Annotated in this window: 24 protein-coding genes and 5 tRNA genes; all 29 read right to left on the minus strand. The window is 40.1% G+C overall.

Features of this window, described 5'->3' with window-relative positions:
* The 29 genes from OU683_RS09900 to rpsU all read right to left on the minus strand — a co-directional run bounded on the left by OU683_RS09900 (position 1) and on the right by rpsU (position 22,973).
* On the minus strand, positions 1–321 hold the full coding sequence (locus OU683_RS09900; protein ID WP_268137736.1) for an Mpo1-like protein: 321 nt from the start codon (positions 319–321) through the stop codon (positions 1–3).
* A 57-nt stretch (positions 322–378) separates the two neighbouring features.
* On the minus strand, positions 379–795 hold the full coding sequence (locus OU683_RS09905) for a hypothetical protein (protein ID WP_268137737.1): 417 nt from the start codon (positions 793–795) through the stop codon (positions 379–381).
* Between the two features lie 346 nt (positions 796–1,141).
* The gene (locus tag OU683_RS09910) at positions 1,142–1,942 is read right to left on the minus strand and encodes a hypothetical protein (RefSeq protein WP_268137739.1); all 801 of its coding nucleotides are present in this window, start codon (positions 1,940–1,942) and stop codon (positions 1,142–1,144) included.
* 307 nt (positions 1,943–2,249) lie between these two features.
* Positions 2,250–3,218 (minus strand): hypothetical protein, encoded by a 969-nt coding sequence (locus OU683_RS09915; RefSeq protein ID WP_268137741.1) that lies wholly within the window; start codon positions 3,216–3,218, stop codon positions 2,250–2,252.
* Positions 3,219–3,442: 224 nt separating this feature from the next.
* Entirely contained in the window at positions 3,443–3,649 is a 207-nt protein-coding gene (locus tag OU683_RS09920; RefSeq protein ID WP_268137743.1) for a hypothetical protein, read from the minus strand.
* Positions 3,650–3,861: 212 nt separating this feature from the next.
* Positions 3,862–4,647 carry a carboxypeptidase-like regulatory domain-containing protein gene (locus OU683_RS09925; RefSeq protein ID WP_268137745.1) on the minus strand — a complete coding sequence of 262 codons (786 nt, stop codon included), beginning with the start codon at positions 4,645–4,647 and terminating at the stop codon, positions 3,862–3,864.
* 14 nt (positions 4,648–4,661) lie between these two features.
* Positions 4,662–5,402, minus strand: coding sequence for a BamP family beta-assembly machinery protein (locus tag OU683_RS09930; protein ID WP_268137748.1), 741 nt, complete (start codon positions 5,400–5,402; stop codon positions 4,662–4,664).
* Positions 5,403–5,405: 3 nt separating this feature from the next.
* Positions 5,406–5,726, minus strand: coding sequence for an Mpo1-like protein (locus OU683_RS09935; protein ID WP_268137750.1), 321 nt, complete (start codon positions 5,724–5,726; stop codon positions 5,406–5,408).
* 53 nt (positions 5,727–5,779) lie between these two features.
* Entirely contained in the window at positions 5,780–6,259 is a 480-nt protein-coding gene (locus tag OU683_RS09940; RefSeq protein WP_268137752.1) for a GNAT family N-acetyltransferase, read from the minus strand.
* A gap of 90 nt (positions 6,260–6,349) precedes the next feature.
* Entirely contained in the window at positions 6,350–6,772 is a 423-nt protein-coding gene (locus OU683_RS09945; protein ID WP_268137754.1) for a nuclear transport factor 2 family protein, read from the minus strand.
* A gap of 257 nt (positions 6,773–7,029) precedes the next feature.
* Positions 7,030–7,257 carry a PLDc N-terminal domain-containing protein gene (locus tag OU683_RS09950; RefSeq protein WP_268137774.1) on the minus strand — a complete coding sequence of 76 codons (228 nt, stop codon included), beginning with the start codon at positions 7,255–7,257 and terminating at the stop codon, positions 7,030–7,032.
* A gap of 10 nt (positions 7,258–7,267) precedes the next feature.
* Positions 7,268–7,594 carry a DUF3467 domain-containing protein gene (locus OU683_RS09955; RefSeq protein ID WP_228915117.1) on the minus strand — a complete coding sequence of 109 codons (327 nt, stop codon included), beginning with the start codon at positions 7,592–7,594 and terminating at the stop codon, positions 7,268–7,270.
* A gap of 103 nt (positions 7,595–7,697) precedes the next feature.
* Complete coding sequence (gene rpoC, locus OU683_RS09960; protein WP_268137778.1) at positions 7,698–11,999, minus strand: DNA-directed RNA polymerase subunit beta'; 4,302 nt, start codon at positions 11,997–11,999, stop codon at positions 7,698–7,700.
* Positions 12,000–12,063: 64 nt separating this feature from the next.
* Complete coding sequence (gene rpoB, locus OU683_RS09965) at positions 12,064–15,876, minus strand: DNA-directed RNA polymerase subunit beta (protein ID WP_228915122.1); 3,813 nt, start codon at positions 15,874–15,876, stop codon at positions 12,064–12,066.
* Positions 15,877–16,007: 131 nt separating this feature from the next.
* On the minus strand, positions 16,008–16,385 hold the full coding sequence (rplL, locus tag OU683_RS09970; RefSeq protein WP_268137780.1) for a 50S ribosomal protein L7/L12: 378 nt from the start codon (positions 16,383–16,385) through the stop codon (positions 16,008–16,010).
* A 57-nt stretch (positions 16,386–16,442) separates the two neighbouring features.
* A complete protein-coding gene (rplJ, locus tag OU683_RS09975) occupies positions 16,443–16,964 on the minus strand; it encodes a 50S ribosomal protein L10 (protein ID WP_228915126.1) in 522 nt (173 codons plus the stop codon).
* Between the two features lie 12 nt (positions 16,965–16,976).
* Positions 16,977–17,675: a 50S ribosomal protein L1 gene (gene rplA, locus OU683_RS09980; protein ID WP_228915128.1), complete on the minus strand. Its 699-nt coding sequence runs from the start codon at positions 17,673–17,675 to the stop codon at positions 16,977–16,979.
* 18 nt (positions 17,676–17,693) lie between these two features.
* Positions 17,694–18,131 (minus strand): 50S ribosomal protein L11, encoded by a 438-nt coding sequence (rplK, locus tag OU683_RS09985; RefSeq protein ID WP_228915130.1) that lies wholly within the window; start codon positions 18,129–18,131, stop codon positions 17,694–17,696.
* 77 nt (positions 18,132–18,208) lie between these two features.
* Positions 18,209–18,760, minus strand: a complete 552-nt coding sequence (gene nusG / locus OU683_RS09990; protein ID WP_029035716.1) for a transcription termination/antitermination protein NusG — start codon at positions 18,758–18,760, stop codon at positions 18,209–18,211.
* Between the two features lie 11 nt (positions 18,761–18,771).
* Positions 18,772–18,969, minus strand: a complete 198-nt coding sequence (gene secE, locus OU683_RS09995; RefSeq protein WP_168025835.1) for a preprotein translocase subunit SecE — start codon at positions 18,967–18,969, stop codon at positions 18,772–18,774.
* A gap of 139 nt (positions 18,970–19,108) precedes the next feature.
* A tRNA-Trp gene (locus OU683_RS10000) sits at positions 19,109–19,181 on the minus strand.
* A 59-nt stretch (positions 19,182–19,240) separates the two neighbouring features.
* The gene (gene tuf, locus OU683_RS10005) at positions 19,241–20,428 is read right to left on the minus strand and encodes an elongation factor Tu (protein WP_228915132.1); all 1,188 of its coding nucleotides are present in this window, start codon (positions 20,426–20,428) and stop codon (positions 19,241–19,243) included.
* 58 nt (positions 20,429–20,486) lie between these two features.
* Positions 20,487–20,558, minus strand: a tRNA-Thr gene (locus tag OU683_RS10010).
* 343 nt (positions 20,559–20,901) lie between these two features.
* Positions 20,902–20,974, minus strand: a tRNA-Gly gene (locus tag OU683_RS10015).
* 74 nt (positions 20,975–21,048) lie between these two features.
* Positions 21,049–21,130: transfer RNA gene (locus OU683_RS10020), tRNA-Tyr, on the minus strand.
* Between the two features lie 150 nt (positions 21,131–21,280).
* A tRNA-Thr gene (locus OU683_RS10025) sits at positions 21,281–21,354 on the minus strand.
* A gap of 97 nt (positions 21,355–21,451) precedes the next feature.
* A complete protein-coding gene (gene hpf, locus OU683_RS10030) occupies positions 21,452–21,757 on the minus strand; it encodes a ribosome hibernation-promoting factor, HPF/YfiA family (RefSeq protein WP_268137786.1) in 306 nt (101 codons plus the stop codon).
* Positions 21,758–21,784: 27 nt separating this feature from the next.
* A complete protein-coding gene (locus OU683_RS10035; RefSeq protein WP_268137788.1) occupies positions 21,785–22,690 on the minus strand; it encodes a tyrosine-type recombinase/integrase in 906 nt (301 codons plus the stop codon).
* An 88-nt stretch (positions 22,691–22,778) separates the two neighbouring features.
* A complete protein-coding gene (gene rpsU, locus OU683_RS10040; RefSeq protein WP_228915138.1) occupies positions 22,779–22,973 on the minus strand; it encodes a 30S ribosomal protein S21 in 195 nt (64 codons plus the stop codon).
* Between the last annotated feature and the right edge of the window lie 161 nt (positions 22,974–23,134).

Below are 23,134 nucleotides of genomic sequence, written 5' to 3' on the forward strand. Positions count from 1 at the left end.
TTAATCATCTTTAGAATCAAAACTTCTTTTACCAAAAAAGGTTTCAAAAAACAATTTAAAATCTGAAATCAGACTCCAAAAAGGGTATTTAAATGTGGCTAGTTTGTTCCTCTCAAAAAAAGCATGACCCAACCAGTCGAAGCCGTAGCCCACTAACGGCAAAAAAATCCATTCCCAGCCCCAGCCGTTGAAAATGGCCAGAAAGAGCAATACAAACACCAGAAAAGTGCCTTTAAAATGCAGAATCCTGCTCGTCCTGTTTTGGTGCTCGGTGAGATAAAACCTGTAAAACTCCCGGTAGTTAGTAATTCTTTCTGCCATAAGTATGTTCATCTTTAAAGAGTATAAGTAGGTACTCTTTATTATTGTGGAAAACGGTTATAAGAGATTAGCAGGTAAATCAAACTTTTGAGAGCTAAGATCCTTCCTGCCTCTGCTGATAACTTCGAAAACTCCCGCGAGAAATAACCAAATGGGTAAAACCATAATAACAGCGGCTTCGGCAATTCCAAAAACATCTACAGTAGAATAAAGGAGTGCTAAAGCGAGTATAACCAAAACAATCCCACTAATGATGCGAAGCCATTTGGTAGCACCACCCAGAAATAATCCTGCTACAAAGTTCCACAAAAGTAATAAACCAATAAGGGCAAAGAAACCTGCCCAGATATAGTCGGCGGTATCTGCGCCTTCAAGTAAAAAGATAACGCAATAGCTGAATATAACTCCAAGCACCAGCCTTGAAATGATCCAGAAGATGCGGGTAAGCCTGAAAAAGGATTTTATGATTCCCATCTGTTTTAGAATTCCTTGGATCAAATAAATATACAGTTTAATTTAAAAGAAAAACTAAAGCTTTTGCTCCGGTTGCCTCAATTTATTATGCCGGTTCTAAAGGTTCAGATTTTTATCTAATATATCTTTCTCCTCAAGGATCAATGAGGCATTTTTTTCCAGGGTCTTTTCAGGTACCCGTAGAACAAAAAACAGCTAATAAGACCGTAAGGATATCATATATAAATCAATAAAAAACCCGAAGCATGAACTTCGGGTTCAAAAGATCTTCAAAAATGGCTTTTTAGAAAAGGGTAAATCTTCTCTTCTTGATCTGGGGAAAGTTGTGTAGAGAACAGTATATAATTTAATTGGTTATTTGAGCATCAGTTGTAAAGTGATAATCTGTATATCCAACAAGACAAGAAAATTCCACATCACAAAAAGTAATGGAATAGCTACCTTCTCCCAACCTCACTACATAAACTGAATCGCCGGCGCTGGGACCCGAAGTACACCAGGAATTAAGAGTCCCCATATCTACAACAGCTGAAATCATACATTCGTTAAGTGTCTTATTCAGGGAAAAATCTGATACTATTGTATAAATCCCAGACATTGGAACATGGCTAAAATCCACACGTAAATCTCCCCGTGACCCGTTGGCAATGACACCGTAATCACCAAAATGTCCATGTTGTTCACCGGCTAAAGGTTTTCTAAAAGTCATCAACATTCCCTGATGGTCCATTGTATTAGCTTCAGGTGAACAGGGAGCATTAATTTGAAGTTCTCCGGTCACAAATTCGACTGCATCACCGTAGGAAATACCTGTAGAATTTGTGGCATAACTCCTGACAAAATATTTGGTCTCCGGCTCCAAATTGACAAGTTCGATTGTGAAGCGGGTGTCATCTCCGTCAGCAACAACATACTGGTCATCTATTGTAGGGTTTTGGTTCGTGCTCCAACAAACTCCCTTGCCCGTAACAGGACTTGTTCCTTCAGAGATAATTTCACCACCGGTTTGGGCAGAATGATCAGTTATCAAAGTAACCTCTACAGTTGCAATTACAGGGAGGTTTTCATCAACATCGTCAGAACTTTCACCAGTACAACCTAGGAATACTAAAAGAAATAAGAGCCAAAGACATTTGAGTTTTTCCATTTTACTATATGATTAAGTTAAGTCCAAAAACTATTTATCTTGAATGATTCCATTCAAAGCGTTTTTTGTATTAAAAATTAAATTAAACAGAAAAACATCAATCATTAACCATTTTTCAGCAACATAATCTAACAAAAGCACATAAAAATATAATTATTTAATATTCATAATATTAACACTCCTAAAGAGGCGGATCAAAATTCAAAATCGCGTATTTTTATTATTCACCGAAAAGCCTGAAGCCAAAGCTTCGGTTTAAATCGACCATGAAAAATCGCTTTTTAGAAGGCACTTTTTGTAATATTTACTAGCCTTCCTTTTTCTTCATCTTCTTTACAGCCTTTGCCACATCCTTTAGATCTTTACTCTTTAGGTTATAAGACATTGGCTTGTAAGCGTTGAAAACGATCTCCCCGCTTGTACTATGGAAAACGGTAAAAAATTTTTCTGACGAACTTCTCGTGTACACGAGGTAATAAAAATCTTCCCCTGCAATTATCGCATCACTTATTTGGCAGGCAGTCTTAAATTCATGAGGATAGGGATAATTCTTCATAAGCTTTTCAGGATCCTCTGAACCCGCTACTAACCCAAACATTTTGCTCCTTTTCTCCAGGGCATATTCAGGTATATAAAGGGTTTTATTAGCCATACGGGCAATGGCTGGAACATCATCTATCCCCTTGTAAAGCCCTTTCCCCTCTCCTTTTTCCAGAAGGTCATTAATATTCCTGAAATAGTTACGTAGGAAACCGGGAGTCCAGTTATTTATTTCGGCGTCACCATAGAGATAAACAAATATTTCACTTTCGCTCATTGTTGCCATCGCCCTCATAGCTTCTTCAGAAGGAAAAAGATCAAGTCGCGCGAAACTTTGAACAAATTCTTTTCCGTTTTTATCTGGAAGCGACATGTACAAGTGCAAAAACAAATAGGAATTGTCAACCGTAGCATATTGCTTGACAACTTTTCTTAATCCCTCAATAACAAAAAAGGATTTCCCTGTAAGATCTATACTGCCGGCTTCAGAAAAAGGTATAAGAATTAGGTCGGAGATGGTCCAGACATCTTCAAGAGCCTTCCGCAGCTCTATTAGATCATCATCAGCACGATAAAAGAACACCGTTTGGGAATTCTTCAATCTGTCAATGGCTTCTTCACTTAATTCATTGGGGTCAAGTTGTTTTTTCTCTACAGGCTTTACTCTAAACTGCCCAAAAACGGGTAGAGTGAATAAACCAATTGCAATAAATAGTAATAGATAAGAGATTTTCAATTATTGAAAGATTTAATGAATTATACTTTCAATATAGAGGAAAAAATGATTAGTTATTACTTTTTTGTTGATATAATCGTTTAAGTGACAGAATAATAGGTTTTAAGTAGATAAATTTGAGGTGGAGGCGGTAATTGCAGTTAAAATAAAATTATGTACTTCAAAATAAATCGAAATGCCGGCTTTGCCATACAACTAAAAACGAAAGCAAAAGCTACGGGGTTTTAAAACATCTTCAAAAATGCTTTTTTAGAAGGGTAATCGTCTTCTGTCACTTTGGCGCTCTTACCAATGATGAAATATAGAATGATCCCAATATCCGGCGCGAAAAGCACCACCAAAGCCCGGAGCAGCTTCTTGTCCACTTTAAACTTTGAGGTAAGGATCTGGTAAAATGTCGCCACACAAAAGATGAGAAAAAGAAATTCCAAGCTGAACCAAATCGTGTTTTCCCAGAAGAAATGTTCCTGAAGGAACCTGGCGGGATCGATGTAAAAAAGTTTTCACTTTATATTATCTCACCTTTAAAGCCAAAAGCCCGGGGCCTAATATCCAGACTCTAAAGTTTTGATGAAAAACCTTTCAGAAATAACATTTTTTGAAAAGTCTTCTTGCACCTTAATGTTTTTCCCTAAAGGTGGATTCACAGTCGCTCTTTTACAAATTGTAGTGCTTTAGCCTGGTAAAACTCCACAAGCTCAAACCGCTTAGCTTCAGGTAAAAGGGTGGAGAATCTTCTATTTTCGGCACAAAAATAAACGAAGTCCCTAATACGATCTTCGGGAATATCCAAATCTGTGAAAAAAGCAAGTGGCAATGCCGCTACTCCCGCATCTACAATCTGCGAAAGATCTTCGTTGGCAGCGGCTTTTTGAAGCATTGCTGTTTTGCCGTTGATGCTGTTAATTATTCCGTCGAGACTTACATTTAGATTCCCGGGAGGATTATATTTTGAAGAGGTACTCACATTAGATGCCGTTTTTAACTTTCGTTCAATAGAAGTAGGCCTGGGCCTATCTGACATTGGGAAACCAAGATCAGCTTGGGTTAAGGTGGGAATGTTTTCAAGATCTTTCGCCAGGTTTCCGCTCAGGTTAATGTCGCTCAAAGTTACCTCCGGTAACTCATCGATTTTTTCTACAAGAAGCACAGGTAAAAATGCCTTTTTTAGCACCTCACTTGTTATCACTATTTCCCGGGACTCGTATTGAACCGAGGAAAAAAGAATTGTATCGTTAACTGCCACTTCTAATTCAAATTCCCCACGCTTATTGTTTGTTGTTCCCTTTTCGCTCGTAAGATTGATGATATTAATAGCGGAAATTTCTTTCTCTGGCGCCACAATCTTTCCCTGCAACAAAGTTTTTTCCTGCGCTATTGAGGAAAGATTAAAAATTAGAAATAGAAAAAGGGCTAGAGATCTCTTCATTGATTAATTAAAAATTATATTCTTTCCTTTACGAACTCCGGGGCCTTTTTCCGATAATACGCTACAAGTTCAAGACGCATGGCATCAGGTAAATATGTATGAAAATTGGGATCTTCTGCACAGAAATATATAAAGTCCCTTATTTTATCTTTCGGAATCAAAAGCTCCTCGAAAAAGGAAGTCGGTAGCGCAGCTTCCCCGGCATCAACCAACTGAGAAAGATCTTCATTGGCAGCAGCTTTTTTCAGCATTTTAATTTTCCCCTTTAGGGTATTGAAAAGTAAGTCCATCCCGGAGGACGCCGTAGTGAGCTTTCTCTCAATGGAAGTTGGCGGGGGAACATCGGACATTGGAAAGCCGATATCTGCTTGGGTAAGCGTTGGAATATCTTCAATATCTTTAGCAAGATTTCCACTAAGGCTAATATTGCTAATACTTACCTCCTTAAGCTCATCTATTTTCTCCACAAGAAGTACCGTCAAAAATGCCTTTTTTAGGACCTCTTTGGTTATTACTATTTCCCGTTGCTCATACTGGACCGAAGAAAACAGAAGAGTATCGTTAACTGCTACTTCTATTTCAAATTCCCCTTTACTATTGTTAGTTGTTCCCGTTTTACTTGTGAGGTTGACAATGTTAATAGAGAAAATTTCACCGTCAGGCGTTAATATCTTTCCCTGTAACAGAGATCTCTCCTGCCCCACTGAAGAAAGACTTAATAGAACGAATAGAAGAAGTAGAAAATTTTTGATCATTTACTAATCCTTTCGGGAATCAAAGCTCTTGCTCCCGAAGAGAATTTCAAAAAATAATTTAAAGTCGGAGATCAGGCTCCAAAAAGGATATTGGAAGGTGGCAGGCTTGTTCTTTTCAAAAAAGGCATGACCTACCCAGGCGAAGCCATATCCCACCAGCGGCAAAAAGATCCATTCCCAGCCCCAGCCGTCTAATATTGCGAGAAACAAAAGCACGAATACGAGAAATGTGCCTGTAAAATGAAGAATCCGGCTGGTTCTGTTTTGATGTTCTGTAAGGTAGAAATGGTAAAATTCTTTATAGGAGGTAATCCTGTTTCCCATGGAATGATGTTATGTAGGATAAATATAGAAGAATTTTAAAATTTTTCTGATGCTCAATGGTTTTTCTTCTTGGAATCCGCGACGTTTCCCAGAGATTTTCCAAAACAATAGCTTTTTTCCACTCCGGCGTACTGTCCATAATTAGGAATTCTCTGATATCCGCTTTTGAAGTAAAGCCGGATAGCTTCCGGCTGATTAATTCCGGTCTCCAGAACACAGCGTTTATAGCCGAGTTCTTTTGCCCAGGCTTCCAACTCTGCCAAAACCTTGCCGGCGTTACCCTTTCCCCTATTATCGGGTGACGTGTACATTCTTTTCACCTCTGCAGTTTCATTACTGTAGTACTTCAAGGCTCCACAGGAAACCGGTCTATCATTTTCAAAAATAACAACGGCATGTTTAATCGCATCCAGCTTATTAAACTGATCGTAAAAAGCATGGTCTTCCCCATCGGTTACAGCCAGCTCTTTATCCAGATCATTTACCAGCAAGATGAAATTCTCATCTGTTGCAGTTGTTCGTTTGACTGCCATATTTTTTGAATTATTTATTTCAGCCGCTGCAGTTCTTATTCTGTTCATCACACTTTATCTTTCTGAAAAAATAGCCAGCAATGAAGATAATTAATCCAATTCACTTAAATGTGCCGAAATAGCTTTCCATTCTCCATTCTTCTTCATCCACACAAAGGTGTATCTAACAGGTACAGAAAATTCATTTCCCTTCCACGCACCTGTGAATTCAGTGCTTCCGGTGGAAACAACGGTGTTACCGTGAACGGAATATTCCCGGTTATTGAGAATCAGAGGTTCCAGGTTTCTTTCGGCCATAGCAGAGGTCTCAAGATACTGCGATCGGGTTTCATTGATTGAGCTACTGCCGTTGAGAATAAAAGCTTGATCCAGAATTCCTGAAATGACCACAGTATCCTTTTTTACGAGAGCCTCCATCCATTGATCCTCTAAAACTATTATCCTGTCTGTATCTGTCGTAGAACAGCCTGAAAGGAAAATGATTAACAAGAAATAAAACGCAGGTTTCTTCAAAGCTCTATTTTAATGACATTATGCGTTTAAATGTAAGTCATATTGGAATTACTACATACACCTTAAAAAATAAAAACCTGAAGCGCGAACTTCAGGTATATTGACTCCGTTAAAAACATTATTTTAGAGGAGCATTTATTCCTTATCCTTAATTTCTTTCCTTGCCCGGAATCCCGATTAAACAATTCTAAACCGGCAATCTTCCAGAAGGAAAACTTGCCAAAAAAGAACAGCAAACTAAAATCCTTCAAAAAAAGTCATTTTTGATATATATTCTTTACTGTTCTGGTACTTCTCCCATAGGCCAAATAAGCCAGCAGTCCAATTACCGGAACAAAGAACACAAAGAGACCCCACAGCATTCCTTCTCTTCCTCTAAAACCTGAAGTAATAATCTCATATAGGAAATACATCCAGGCAACCAAAAAACCAAACATAAATGCCTGCCACAAAAAAGCTACATAAGAGATATCATTCAATATCATTTCTATTTATTTATGCCTGTCCTGTGGGCCCAAAGTTTAAAGGAATTGGCGGCTGGTCATAATCCTTGATCTCCCCATGAGCTTTCTCAAAACGCTGCACATTGTCCCCCAAAGCTTTTAACAGCCGTTTCGCATGCTGCGGAGTTAAAATTATACGGGATTTTACTTTGCTCTTTGGAGTACCCGGCATAATACTTACAAAATCCACTACAAATTCAGATACGGAATGGTTGATGATCGCCAGGTTGGAATAGGTGCCTTCGGCAACTTTTTCATCAAGTTCTATATTGATCTGTCCTTTTTTGGACTTTTTAGGATTGTTGTTTTCGTCGCTCATTATTAAATTTTTATAGGATTAAAAGTACAAAAAAATCCCGACCGTGAGGGTCGGGATTCTCTTTCTTAAACAGAAAAGGCCGCTATTGCGGCCTTTTCTTCTGCTAGTTATAATTTACTTCCTGCTTTTTCTCAAGCATTTCGTCAAATTCTTCTTTAGAACCAACAATGATATTCTCATACTCCCTAAGACCTGTACCGGCAGGGATTCTATGTCCAACAATAACATTTTCTTTTAGTCCTTCAAGTTCATCAACCTTACCGCTTACGGCTGCCTCGTTAAGTACCTTCGTAGTTTCCTGGAAGGACGCTGCAGAAATAAATGATTTGGTTTGCAGTGATGCACGGGTAATACCCTGTAGAACCGGAGTCGCTGTTGCAGCAACTACGTCCCTTGCGGTAACCAGATTCTTATCCTCTCTTCTAAGAATAGAGTTTTCGTCTCTAAGGTCTCTTGGAGAAATAAGTTGTCCCGGTTTAAGGTTCTCTGAATCTCCTGCATCTTCTACCACCTTCATTCCAAAGATCTCATCGTTCTCCAAAGTGAAATCATCTTTGTGAATCAATTGGTTTTCAAGGAAAATAGTATCTCCCGGATCAACGATTCTAACCTTACGCATCATTTGTCTCACAACTACTTCAAAGTGCTTATCATTGATCTTCACCCCTTGTAGACGGTATACTTCCTGAACTTCGTTCACAAGATACTGTTGTACAGCACTTGGTCCTTTGATAGAAAGTATATCTTCAGGCGTTACAGAACCATCAGATAATGGCATTCCGGCACGCACGTAGTCATTTTCCTGAACAAGGATCTGGTTGGAAAGTTTCACAAGATACTTCTTAACCTCACCAAGTTTAGATTCGATAATGATCTCACGGTTACCACGTTTGATCTTTCCGAAGGAAACAACTCCGTCAATCTCACTTACCACAGCAGGATTAGATGGATTACGTGCTTCGAAAAGCTCGGTTACCCTTGGAAGACCTCCTGTAATATCCCCGGACTTCGAAGATTTACGTGGGATCTTAACCAAAATCTTACCTACCTTGATCTTCTCATCGTTGTCTACCATAAGGTGAGCTCCAACAGGAAGGTTGTAAGAACGAATTACTTCGTCTTTCTTACCAAGGATCTGTAGAGTTGGAATAAGTTTCTTGTTACGACTCTCGGAAATTACTTTTTCCTGGAATCCTGTCTGCTCATCGATCTCAACCTGGTATGTCACCCCTTGCTCGATATTCTCGTACCTGATCTTACCTGCAAATTCTGAAATGATCACCCCGTTATAAGGATCCCACTGGCAAACAACCTCGTCTTTGGAAACTTTGTCTCCGTTCTTGATAAATATCTGTGATCCATAAGGAATGTTACTTGTACTAAGAACAATTCCAGATTTTGGATCTTTCAGTTTTAATTCTGAAGTCCTGGAAATCACGATCTCAGCCTCGCTACCGTCAGGAGCTTCTCCTTTAACAGTTTTAAGGTCTTCGATCTCAGCGATTCCCGGGAACTTCGCGATCAATTTATTTTCTTCAGAAATGTTTCCTGCAATACCACCCACGTGGAAGGTACGTAGTGTAAGCTGTGTACCCGGTTCTCCAATAGACTGGGCAGCTACAACTCCAACCGCTTCACCTCTTTGTACCGTTTTATTGGTAGCAAGGTTACGGCCGTAACATCTCACACAAATACCCTTTTTGGCCTCACATGTAAGAGCAGATCGTACTTCTACACTTTCAATTGGTGCACTGGTGATCTTCTTAACGATATCTTCGTCAATTTCAACACCCGAAGCTACCAAAAGCTCATTTGTTAATGGATCGTATACATCATGAAGGGCAGTTCTACCAAGAATACGCTCTCCAAGTGATTCAACGATCTCTTCATTCTTCTTCAATGGAGAAACATCAACACCTCTTAACGTACCACAATCTTCTTCGTTGATGATCACATCCTGTGAAACGTCAACAAGACGACGGGTTAGGTAACCAGCATCGGCCGTTTTAAGAGCCGTATCGGCAAGACCTTTACGTGCACCGTGAGTAGAGATAAAGTATTCAAGAATTGAAAGACCTTCCTTAAAGTTAGAAAGAATAGGGTTTTCAATAATTTCTCCACCTCCAGATGTAGATTTCTTAGGCTTAGCCATCAAACCACGCATCCCGGTTAACTGACGGATCTGTTCTTTAGATCCCCTTGCTCCCGAGTCAAGCATCATAAACACAGAGTTAAATCCTTGCTGGTCTTCACGAATACGCTTCATGGCTAATTCCGTTAAGCCGGCGTTCGTAGAAGTCCAGATGTCAATAACCTGGTTATAACGTTCGTTGTTGGTAATAAGACCCATGTTATAGTTACCAATGATGCCTTCTACCTGCTGGTTTGCATCATCGATCATGCTCTGCTTTTCCTCTGGAATAATAATATCCCCAAGGCTAAAGGAAAGACCACCGCGGTATGCATATCCATAACCCATTTCTTTAATGGCATCAAGGAATTCTGCAGTTTCAGGTACACTGGTTACTTTAAGAATATTACCAATAATGTCCCTAAGAGACTTTTTGGTAAGTACTTCATTCACATAACCTGCAACTTCTGGCACAGCCTGGTTAAATAACACCCTACCAACAGTTGATTCGATGATTTGGCTTACCAGTTTACCTTCTTCGTTATAATCTTTTGTACGTATCTTAATGATAGCGTTCAGCTCCACTCTCTTCTGATTATAGGCAATAACTACCTCTTCAGCAGAATAGAAAGTAAGGCCTTCACCCTGAACTTTTCTCTCTTCAGTTGATTTTCTGGCCTTTGTCATGTAGTAAAGACCAAGCACCATATCCTGAGAAGGTACAGTAACAGGAGAACCGTTTGCAGGGTTCAAAATATTGTGAGAACCTAGCATCAACAGCTGCGCCTCAAGGATAGCCTCTGGCCCAAGTGGAAGGTGAACAGCCATTTGATCCCCATCAAAGTCGGCGTTAAATGCAGTACACGCAAGCGGGTGTAACTGGATCGCTTTACCTTCAATAAGTTTAGGCTGGAATGCCTGGATACCAAGTCTGTGAAGGGTTGGGGCCCGGTTAAGCAACACAGGATGCCCTTTCAACACGTTCTCAAGAATATCCCAAACAACAGGTTCCTTCTTATCTATAATTTTCTTGGCAGATTTTACTGTCTTAACAATACCTCTTTCAATAAGCTTTCTTATCACAAAAGGCTTGTAAAGCTCGGCTGCCATGTCTTTTGGAAGACCACATTCGTAGAACTTCAACTCAGGTCCAACAACAATTACCGAACGGGCTGAATAATCCACACGTTTACCAAGCAGGTTTTGACGGAAACGCCCTTGCTTACCTTTTAAGGAATCGGAAAGAGATTTTAACGGCCTGTTAGAATCGGTTTTTACTGCTGAAGATTTTCTGGTGTTGTCGAACAACGAATCCACAGATTCCTGAAGCATACGTTTTTCGTTACGTAGGATCACCTCAGGAGCTTTGATCTCCATTAAACGCTTCAAACGGTTGTTACGAATAATTACGCGACGGTAAAGATCGTTCAAATCTGAAGTTGCGAAACGTCCTCCATCAAGCGGCACCAATGGACGCAATTCCGGCGGAATGATTGGAATTACCTTCATGATCATCCACTCTGGACGGTTCTCGCGGTTTTTATTGGCATCACGAAGCGACTCAACAACCTGAAGTCTCTTAAGAGCTTCAGTCTTACGTTGCTTCGAAGTTTCGTTATTCGCTTTATGTCTTAATTCATATGAAAGTTCATCAAGATCAATGCGCTGCAGGATATCAATAAGACATTCTGCACCCATTTTAGCGATAAATTTGTTCGGATCCTTTTCATCAAGGTACAGGTTTTCCTGCGGAAGGGTATCCAGAATGTTCAGGTACTCTTCTTCGGTTAGGAAATCCATTTTCTTCAACGGCGATCCATCTTCATTCTTGGCAATACCCGGCTGAATTACCACGTATCTTTCGTAGTAAATGATCATGTCTAATTTCTTAGACGGAAGACCAAGCAGGTAACCAATTTTGTTAGGTAAAGAACGGAAGTACCAGATGTGTGCTACAGGAACCACAAGGTTGATATGTCCTACGCGGTCTCTACGCACTTTCTTTTCGGTCACCTCTACACCACATCTATCACACACGATCCCTTTGTAGCGGATTCTCTTGTACTTACCGCAGGCACATTCATAATCCTTCACAGGACCAAAGATGCGCTCACAGAAAAGCCCGTCCCTTTCGGGTTTGTGCGTACGATAATTGATAGTTTCAGGCTTTAAAACCTCTCCGCGTGACTCGGCAAGAATCGACTCAGGAGAAGCTAAACCTATAGAGATCTTGTTAAACCTCTGTACTGTATTCTTATCATTATTTCTAGCCATAATAAATGGTGCTATCTAATTATTGTAAATGCTGTGCAGGGTTGCGGCCCTGCACAACAAAGCTTTATTCTTCTAATCTAATATCTAATCCCAGACCTTTCAATTCGTGCATTAACACGTTAAAAGATTCAGGTAGTCCAGGTTCTGGCATTGGCTCACCTTTTACAATGGCTTCATAAGTCTTGGCTCTTCCTATTACATCATCAGACTTCACAGTAAGGATCTCACGCAAGGTTGCAGAAGCACCATATGCCTCAAGCGCCCAAACTTCCATCTCTCCAAAACGTTGTCCACCAAATTGAGCTTTACCTCCAAGCGGCTGCTGTGTGATCAATGAGTATGGCCCGATTGAACGTGCGTGCATCTTATCATCGATCATATGCCCTAACTTAAGCATATAAATAACTCCAACAGTTGCAGGCTGGTCAAAGCGATCTCCGGTTCCACCATCATAAAGATAAGTGTGACCAAATCTCGGGATTCCAGCTTCATCTGTCAATTCATTGATCTGGTCTATAGTTGCACCATCAAAAATTGGAGTAGCAAATTTTCTACCCAGTTTTTGTCCGGCCCATCCAAGCACAGTCTCATAAATCTGCCCAATGTTCATACGTGATGGTACCCCAAGAGGGTTCAACACGATATCAACAGGCGTTCCATCTTCAAGGAATGGCATATCTTCCTGGCGAACGATACGTGCAACAATACCTTTGTTCCCGTGACGTCCTGCCATTTTATCCCCTACTTTAAGTTTACGTTTCTTAGCGATGTAAACTTTAGCAAGTTTGATGATACCAGAAGGAAGTTCATCCCCTACAGAAATAGTGAATTTCTCTCTTCTTAAGTTACCCTGAATATCATTTTCCTTAATACGGTAGTTGTGAAGAAGATCGGCAACCAAAGCGTTAAGGTGATCATCTGTAGTCCACGTACCTTGTGTAAGGTGAGCATAATCATCAACTGCATTAAGCATTTTTTGAGTATACTTTTTACCTTTTGGAAGGATCTCCTCACCCAGGTCGTTCATCACTCCCTGAGCAGTTTTTCCACCAATGATCGCGAACAATTTATCTACCAGTTCAGACTTTAAAATGGCAAATTTCGCTTCATATTTTTTCTCAAGTGCCGCAACATCTTCTTTATCCTGAGCTCTCTTACGCTTATCTTTAATGGCACGGGCAAACAATTTCTTGTCTATTACCACACCTCTTAATGATGGCGAAGCTTTAAGAGAAGCATCTTTTACATCTCCAGCTTTATCACCAAAGATCGCTCTAAGAAGTTTTTCTTCTGGAGTTGGATCGCTCTCTCCTTTTGGAGTGATCTTTCCAATAAGTATATCTCCAGGCTTAACTTCTGCACCAATTCTAATCATACCATGCTCATCAAGGTCTTTTGTAGCCTCTTCTGAAACGTTTGGAATGTCATTAGTTAATTCTTCGTTACCAAGTTTGGTATCTCTAACTTCAAGAGAATATTCATCAATGTGAATCGAGGTGAAAATATCATTTCTCACCACATTTTCTGAGATCACAATTGCATCCTCAAAGTTGTAACCTTTCCATGGCATGAAGGCAACCTTCATGTTACGTCCAAGAGCAAGTTCCCCTGCCTCGGTAGCATAACCCTGGCAAAGCACCTGTCCTTTCGCAACCCTGTCACCTACTCTTACGATTGGCTTAAGGTTGATAGAAGTTCCCTGGTTCGTCTTTCTGAATTTTACCAGTTCATAAGTCTTGGAATCTGAATCAAAGCTTACCATTCGCTCCTCTTCAGTTCTATCATACTTAATGGTGATTTGATTTGCATCAACGTACTCTACAGTTCCATCTCCTTCAGCATTGATCAATACACGGGAATCTGTAGCTACCTGTCTTTCCAGTCCTGTACCTACGATTGGAGAATCAACTCTCAATAATGGTACTGCCTGGCGCATCATGTTAGATCCCATCAAGGCCCGGTTAGCATCATCGTGCTCAAGAAATGGGATAAGAGAAGCAGAAATAGAAGCGATCTGGTTTGGAGCAACATCCATATAGTGAACCTGGGTAGGATCAACAACAGGGAAATCACCTTCTTCACGCGCAATTACTCTTTCAGCCTCAATAGTACCATCATCACTCATTGCAATGTTCGCCTGGGCGATCATCTTGTCTTCTTCCTCTTCGGCACTTAGATATCTTGGCTCCTCGGTAACATTTACTTTACCGTTAACTACCTCGCGGTAAGGAGTCTCAAGGAATCCCATTGAATTCACCTTAGCATAAGCCGAAAGTGAAGAGATAAGTCCAATGTTTGGACCTTCAGGAGTTTCAATAGGACATAGTCTTCCATAGTGGGTATAGTGAACGTCACGTACCTCAAATCCTGCACGCTCACGGGAAAGACCACCTGGCCCTAAGGCCGAAAGTCTTCTTTTGTGAGTGATCTCTGCCAGTGGGTTTGTTTGATCCATGAACTGAGACAACTGGTTGGTTCCAAAGAAAGAGTTGATAACAGAAGACAAAGTCTTCGCGTTGATCAAATCTATTGGGGTAAATACCTCGTTGTCACGTACGTTCATCCTTTCACGAATAGTACGTGCCATACGGGCAAGACCTACACCAAACTGTTGAGACAGCTGCTCTCCTACTGTTCTTACACGACGGTTAGACAAGTGGTCAATATCATCAACCTCTGCCTTTGAGTTTATAAGTTCAATAAGATATTTTACGATAGTAATGATATCCTCACGGGTAAGCACCTGCTTATCCATAGCGATATCAAGACCTAGCTTTTTGTTCATTCTGTAACGCCCTACTTCCCCAAGGTTGTAACGCTGGTCACTAAAGAACAACTTGTCAATAATTCCGCGGGCAGTTTCCTCATCGGGTGGTTCTGCGTTACGAAGTTGACGGTATATATGTTCAACCGCTTCCTTTTCAGAGTTGGTTGGATCTTTTTGTAATGTGTTATGGATGATGGCGTAATCCCCGGTCTGATTATCTTCTTTGTGAAGAAGAATGGTTTTAGATCCGGTTTCTACGATCTCTTCTATATGATCTTTTTCAAGAACAGTATCACGATCTAATACAATCTCGTTACGTTCAATTGAAACTACCTCACCTGTATCTTCATCTACAAAATCTTCATACCAGGTATTCAATACACGTGCAGCGAGTCTGCGTCCAAGGACCTTCTTAAGTCCGGTTTTGGAAACTTTAACCTCTTCTGCAAGGTCAAAGATCTCCAGAATGTCTTTATCACGCTCAAAACCAATGGCGCGGAAAAGGGTTGTTACAGGTAATTTTTTCTTTCTATCGATATACGCGTACATAACGCTGTTGATATCGGTAGCGAATTCAATCCAGGATCCTTTAAAAGGAATTACACGGGCCGAATAAAGTTTAGTCCCGTTTGCATGGAAGGATTGTCCAAAGAATACTCCGGGAGACCGGTGCAACTGAGAAACGACTACGCGCTCAGCTCCATTGATACAAAAGGTCCCGCTTGGGGTCATGTAAGGAATAGTCCCAAGGTACACATCCTGAACAATAGTTTCAAAATCTTCATGTTCCGGGTCTGTACAATAAAGCTTTAACCGTGCTTTAAGCGGCACACTATAGGTCAATCCACGCTCAATACACTCCTGTAGGGAGTATCGCGGTGGGTCCACAAAATAGTCTAAAAATTCTAGTACGAATTGGTTACGGGTGTCCGTAATGGGAAAGTTCTCCATGAAGGTATTATATAAACCTTCATTTCCTCTTTCTTCTGATTTCGTTTCTAATTGAAAGAAGTCCTGGAATGACTTAATTTGGATATCCAAAAAGTCTGGGTAAGCAGGCCTGTTCTTTACAGAAGAGAAACTCAATCTTTCAGTTTGCGTTGCTAACATCAATGGACGGAATTATGTTAAATAAAAAAATGTGTGCGAAATAAACAGGAAATGTTTATATACGCAAAATGGTTTAGACCTCAGAGAACCTAATCTCCGGGTCTAAACCTATATTAGTGTGTGGGTTTAGCTTACTTAAGCTCAACCTCAGCTCCTGCTTCTTCTAACTGTGCTTTAAGTGCTTCAGCTTCGTCTTTAGAAACTCCTTCCTTTACAGGTTTTGGAGCGTTATCTACCAATTCTTTAGCATCTTTCAAGCCAAGACCGGTAAGTTCTTTTACTAATTTCACTACGGCTAGTTTTGATCCACCCGGAGCTTTAAGGATTACGTCAAATTCAGACTGCTCTTCTGCGGCTTCTTCACCACCAGCGGCAGCACCACCAGCAACAGCTACAGCTGCAGCAGCAGGCTCAATCCCGTATTCTTCTTTCAAAATATCAGCTAACTCATTAACTTCTTTTACTGTTAAGTTAACCAATTGTTCTGCGAAATCTTTTAAATCTGCCATTTTCTATCGTTTTTAAAATGTAATGTAATTTATGTTTGTTAAAAAGTGCGTACGTGTTTATCCTTCTTTTTCAGAAAGAGTTTTAAGAATTCCTGCGATCTTACCACCACCAGACTTAAGTGCCGAAATAACATTTTTGGCAGGTGATTGAAGTAATCCAACAATATCTCCAATAACTTCTTCTTTAGATTTGATGCTAACCAGTGTATCCAGTTTATCATCTCCAATGAAGATAGCCTCTTCAATAAACGCGCCTTTTAGTAAAGGTTTGTCAGATTTTTTTCTAAATTCTTTAATTACTTTGGCTGGTCCATTTCCTGTTTCAGAAAACATGATGGAAGTATTTCCTTTCAATACTGAAGGAAGTTCTCCAAAATCTTTATCTGAACTTTCCATGGCTTTAGCCAAAAGGGTGTTCTTAACTACCGCAAGCTTTACGTTCGCTTTAAAACAAGCTCTACGTAAGTTTGATGTATTTAAGGCGTTCAAGCCTGAAATATCTGCTAGGTAAATAGTGGTATTATCAGCTAACTGGGCAGTTAAATCTTCAATTACTCTTGATTTTTCTTCTCTTGTCATAATCCAATAATATTATTGCTCAGTGAACCTTTTAGTATCAATTTCAACACTAGGACTCATAGTGCTAGACATGTGTATACTTTTAATGTATATACCTTTAGCAGCCGTAGGTTTCAATTTTACCAGGGTAGTTAATAATTCTCTTGCGTTTCCAGCTATTTTATCAGCCTCAAAAGATGCTTTTCCAATACCAGCGTGTACAATACCTGTCTTATCTACTTTGAAATCGATCTTACCGGCTTTAACATCAGAAACAGCCTTAGCCACGTCCATAGTTACAGTACCGGTCTTTGGGTTAGGCATTAAACCTCTTGGTCCTAAAATACGTCCAAGGGGTCCTAATTTACCCATAACGCTAGGCATAGTGATAATTACATCCACATCTGTCCAGCCACCTTTAATCTTATCAAGGTACTCATCTAAACCAACATAATCGGCACCGGCTTCTTTAGCTTCTGCTTCCTTATCTGGAGTCACAAGAGCTAAAACCTTTACGTCTTTACCTGTACCGTGTGGTAAAGTAACTACGCCACGCACCATTTGATTCGCCTTACGGGGATCTACGTTCAAACGAACGGCGATATCCACAGAAGGATCAAAGTTTACATTGGTAATGTCTTTTATTAAAGCTGAAGCTTCTGCAACCGAATAAGTTTTACCTTTTTCAACCTTAGACTGTGCTTCCTTTTGCTTTTTAGTCAATCTTGCCATTTTTAATTTCTTTTTGGATTAAAAAGGTGCTTGTCCTTTTACAGTAATTCCCATAGATCTTGCTGTTCCAGCTACCATCTTCATTGCAGACTCAACTGTGAATGCATTTAGATCCTGCATTTTATCTTCAGCAATGGCTCTTACCTGATCCCAAGAAACACTAGCTATTTTCTTACGGTTTGGCTCACCAGAACCCTTTTTAGCTTTCGCAGCTTCCAAAATTTGAACTGCAGCCGGTGGAGTTTTAATAACGAAGTCAAAAGACTTGTCTTTATAAACTGTAATTGCAACAGGCAATACTTTTCCCTGCTTATCCTGGGTTCTTCCGTTAAATTGCTTACAGAACTCCATGATGTTAACTCCGGCAGCACCTAAAGCTGGTCCAACTGGTGGTGATGGGTTAGCAGCACCTCCGCGAACTTGTAACTTTACAACCTTACTTACTTCTTTTGCCATTTTATTAATTTTAAGATGATAGTTTTGTTAGTGGAAGCATACTAAAACTATCCAAAAATATATAGTGTAACAGTTTATTAAACTTTTTCTACCTGCATGTAGCTGAGCTCCAGTGGGGTCTTTCTACCAAAGATCTTCACCATCACCTCAAGCTTACGCTTCTCTTCATTGATCTTTTCAACTGTACCGTTAAAGCCGTTGAAAGGACCGTCAATCACTTTAATAGTTTCACCAATGGTGAATGGAATTGCAACGTTATCTGCCTTAACAGAAAGTTCATCCACTTTTCCAAGCATACGGTTAACTTCAGATTTTCTCAAAGGCACAGGATCTCCTCCTTTTGTCTCGCCCAGAAAACCGATAACACCGTTGATAGATTTAATAATGTGAGGGATCTCTCCGCCTATATTGGCTAAGATCATAACATATCCAGGGAAGTAAACACGCTCCTTATTTACCTTCTTGCCATTTCTTATTTGAATGACTTTTTCAGTAGGAACAAGAACCTCTTCAATAAAATCTTCAAGGCCTTCATGAGCGATTTCCCGCTCAATATATTCCTTAACTTTATTTTCCTGTCCGCTTACGGCACGAACTACATACCATTTTTTGTCTTTCACCTCTGCCATTGCAATATTGTTTATGATTTAATCCACTCAAAATATTGCTCTATCACGCCACTAAACACAGTATCTACACCCCAAATCAATAATGCAAAAATTATAGAAAAGACAGCTACCACTACGGTTAACCTTTGAGCTTCTGCCCAGGTTGGCCAGGTAACGTGGTTCTTCAATTCATTATAGGACTCCGAAATGTAATTTGCTATTCCTGCCATGGTATAATTTTTTTTCGCTTAGTTTGAAGTTAAGCGCCGGCTCCCGTTTTACTACCCCTTTCTTCGGAAAGAATTCGGTGGCCATGTAGTTGATCAATATTGTTATAAAACAGAGGTTTTAATCACCCCTCTTTTTATGCACGGGTTGAGAGACTCGAACTCCCGACACCTGGTTTTGGAGACCAGTGCTCTACCAACTGAGCTAAACCCGTAAATATAAGTCAAGGTATTCACCAGAGTGAATACCTCAACTTTATAATATAAGACTGTATTAGTCTAGAATTTCAGTTACCTGACCAGCACCTACAGTTCTACCACCTTCACGGATAGCGAAACGTAGACCAACGTTCATTGCGATTGGCTGGATAAGATCAACAGTAATAGTAAGGTTATCACCTGGCATTACCATTTCAACTCCTTCAGGAAGGTTAATTGTTCCTGTAACATCAGTTGTACGAACGTAGAACTGTGGTCGGTAGTTGTTGTGGAATGGAGTGTGACGTCCACCTTCTTCTTTCTTAAGGATATAAACCTCAGCTTTGAATTTAGCGTGCGGAGTTACAGATCCTGGCTTGGTAATTACCATACCACGAGAAATCTGGCTCTTTTCAATACCTCTTAGAAGGATACCAACGTTATCACCGGCTTCACCTCTGTCAAGAATCTTACGGAACATCTCAACTCCTGTAATAGTAGAAGTAAGTTTTCCAGCACCCATACCAATAATCTCTACTGGATCTCCAGTGTTTGCAACACCAGTTTCGATACGTCCTGTAGCAACAGTACCACGACCAGTAATAGAGAATACATCTTCGATAGGCATAAGGAATGGCTTATCAACATCGCGCTCTGGCAATTCGATCCATGTATCAACAGCTTCCATTAACTTAAGAACTGTATCAACCCACTGCTGCTCTCCCTGAAGTGCTCCAAGAGCAGATCCAGAAATTACAGGTCCATTATCTCCATCATATTCGTAGAAAGAAAGCAGATCTCTTACTTCCATTTCAACTAGTTCAAGAAGCTCCTCATCATCAACAAGGTCAACTTTGTTAAGGAACACAACGATTCTTGGGATACCAACCTGGCGTCCTAGAAGGATGTGCTCACGAGTTTGTGGCATAGGACCATCTGTAGCCGCAACCACAAGAATAGCACCGTCCATTTGAGCAGCACCAGTTACCATGTTCTTTACGTAATCGGCGTGACCAGGACAGTCAACGTGAGCGTAGTGACGCTTCTCAGTTGAGTATTCAACGTGTGAAGAGTTAATAGTAATACCTCTTTCTTTTTCTTCCGGTGCGTTATCAATCTGATCAAAAGATCTAGCTTCTGAATAACCGGCATCAGCCATTACCTTAGTAATCGCTGCTGTTAAAGTTGTTTTTCCGTGATCTACGTGTCCAATTGTACCTATGTTTAGGTGCGGCTTGGACCGATCGTAAGTTTCCTTTGCCATAATTAATACTTATTTAATCTTAGTTATATATTAGTGTTCAATTTTATACAAATCTCAGAGCCAACGACGGGAATTGAACCCGTGACCTCTTCCTTACCAAGGAAACGCTCTACCCCTGAGCTACGTCGGCAAAAAAAGCCCCCTCCGACAAAGCTATTTCTTGGGGGAGACAACTATAGGTTTCGAGACTCAAGGTCCAAATTTTGCTAACAGGAAAACACGCCTTGTAGCGTGATAATCTCTATTATAAAAGAAGACCAGATTCCTCCTTACTTCCACAAGGTCTAAATTCAATATTTAAACCAGCAAAAGACTTTATGCGGGCAATCTATTTTAATTTGCTTTAACAGCCAATTTAAGACTCACCAACAAAAAGATTTAGAGAAGAAAACCAGTTTTGGGATTCTCACTCTGCTTTTCTTTTCAATAAAACTCAAAATTATCCGAGCTTTACAATTAAAAGAAAAACTTAGAGCGGGAGACCGGGTTCGAACCGGCGACATTCAGCTTGGAAGGCTGACGCTCTACCAACTGAGCTACTCCCGCAATTCCTAAATTCCAGCCTCAAGCACCAAATCCCAGTTTGGTATATGGAATTTGTTATTGGAATTTAATTTTTGTGGGGAGAGCAGGATTCGAACCTGCGAAGTTAAAAACAGCAGATTTACAGTCTGCCCTCGTTGGCCGCTTGAGTATCTCCCCAATTAATTTTTTCAGTATTTCAGAGAACCATCGCTTTGGAATGGCTTGTTTTTTGAAGCCGCAAATTAAAAGAAAATTAATTTACCAACCAAAGCTTTTTAATTCAAAATTTCAAGAACTTTAAAAACCGTTCTTTATTCGGTTTTTCAGAGCCGATGGAGGGACTCGAACCCACGACCTGCTGATTACAAATCAGCTGCTCTAGCCAGCTGAGCTACATCGGCGAAACTCTTAACTTTTTCACAAAAAAAGTCCGCTATTTCTAACGGACTGCAAATGTATAAATTTAATTCTGTTCTCAAAACATTTGAGAAAAATATTTTACGCTACTTGCGCATTAAATTTTGGCTTTCGTTTTTGAAGTTGTCTCCCTAATGAACTAATACATTCATCCACACCTACTTCAAACTTCCTACCCCTCTTCTTACAAATTACCTCATCCCCGGGAAGGCTCAATAAAATTTCAGTAAGCTTGTTCTCCTTGTCACTGGCTTTTTCGACTTTGAGATATACATCGGCATAAATCACATTGTCAAAATGATTTTCCAGCTTGTCCAGCTTTCTCTGAATAAAATTGACTAGTTTTTGATCGGCGTGGAAATTCACGGACTGTACATTGACTTTCATAAAAATAGAAGTTTTAATTAGACAATTCTAAGATCCCTTCTTCTTGTTCCGTGGATGCGCATTCTGGTAGACTTTATTAAGCTCGGCCATGCTGTTATGGGTATAAACCTGAGTGGCAGCGAGACTGGAATGTCCCAGAAGTTCTTTAACAGCATTTAAATGAGCACCCTGGTTCAATAAGTGAGTAGCAAAGGAGTGTCGCAGGATGTGCGGGCTCTTTTTTAACTTACTCGAGATACCTCTAAAGTAATTATTAATTGTTCGGTAAACAAGGGAATCATACATTTTAACGCCTGCTGCTGTTAAAAATAAATACCCCTGTGAAATGTCATTTTCCACACCTTTTCTTTCCTCAATATAATTCTGCACTGTTGCTACAACCGAAGTTATAAGCGGAATAAACCTTTCTTTGTTACCCTTACCCCTCACCTTCAAAATTCCCGCCGTTAGATCAAGGTCCTGCAGCTTTATTCCAATTAGCTCACTGCGTCTTATCCCCGTGGAATAGAAAAGCTCTACCATCAATTTATTTCTCACCTCTTCAAAACCTTCGGCCGGGATCTGCTGGAGGGCCTTCTCCATCTCGGTTTCAGAAAAAGGCACCTGCAGGTTTCGGGAAGTTTTTAAGGCACGATGGGTGGCTAAAGGAGATACCTCCAACTGCCTGGTTTTTTGAAGAAAACGATAATAGGCTTTTAGAGAAGAAATCTTACGGTTGATACTGTTGTTGGATAGCCCCTGCTCCACCAGTTGCACTATCCAGCTGCGCACCTGGGAATAATTAACCTCTTTAATATCTTTCTGGCTGTAAGTAGCAGAAATAAAATCAGAAAACGACAGGAGGTCGGCCCGGTAGGCGGTTATAGTGTGAGCCGAATTATTCTTTTCAAGCTCCAGGTACTCAAAAAAGGGGGTGTATTGATTTTGAGGCATAAAAAAACTGTTGACAAACAAAGTTATTAAACTTTATCTATCAACAGCTATAATTGTATACCTAAGAACTCAGGCTTAGGAATTGATACTAGATCTCTTCCTGATCTCTTAGATGCTGAATGTAAGCAGCTTTTTGGATTTGAGCCCTACGTTCTACTGACGGTTTTGTAAATGCTTGACGAGCTCTTAACTGACGCATTGTTCCTGTACGATCAAACTTACGCTTAAAACGCTTCAGCGCTCTATCAATATTCTCTCCGTCTTTAACTGGTATAATTAACATAGTGTCACCTCCTTTCTTTAAAAATTATTTTCGAGCTGCAAAGATAATCGTTAATTGCAAACTCACAATTTTAATTCATTTTATTTTCTGAAATTCTGTTGCGGGTTGTGCGACTGATTTATGTTTGACTTCTCAAAATTTAATCTATAGCCCAAAACCTT

This window comes from Salinimicrobium sp. TH3 (assembly GCF_026676115.1).
Lineage (GTDB): Bacteria > Bacteroidota > Bacteroidia > Flavobacteriales > Flavobacteriaceae > Salinimicrobium.